Raw genomic sequence first — 238 nt, forward strand, 5'->3', positions numbered from 1 at the left:
GGCAAGGCCAGATTCGATTTCAAAGCCAAAGGCGCCAGACGCTGCGCAGGGCGGCGGTCGCAGCGTTGCGGATGGGCGCGGTAATCATTGATGGCGGCCACCAGTTCGCGCTCTGCACTGGCGTGGGCGGATTCAGTGAAAAAGGGGAACAGGCTCAGCAGGCACAGCGAAACGAAGCGAGACGAACGAACGGCGTGGCGCATGGGACGGACAGCTCTGAAAGGGGACAGCGCTAGAG

Annotated in this window: 1 protein-coding gene; it reads right to left on the reverse strand. The window is 62.6% G+C overall.

Features of this window, described 5'->3' with window-relative positions:
* On the reverse strand, positions 1 to 203 hold a 203-nt coding region (locus AAEY83_RS18315), incomplete at its 3' end, for a hypothetical protein (RefSeq protein ID WP_351061544.1).
* Positions 204 to 238 lie beyond the last annotated feature (35 nt).

It is taken from the genome of Psychrobacter sp. TB20-MNA-CIBAN-0197 (assembly GCF_040309765.1).
Lineage (GTDB): Bacteria > Pseudomonadota > Gammaproteobacteria > Pseudomonadales > Moraxellaceae > Psychrobacter > Psychrobacter submarinus.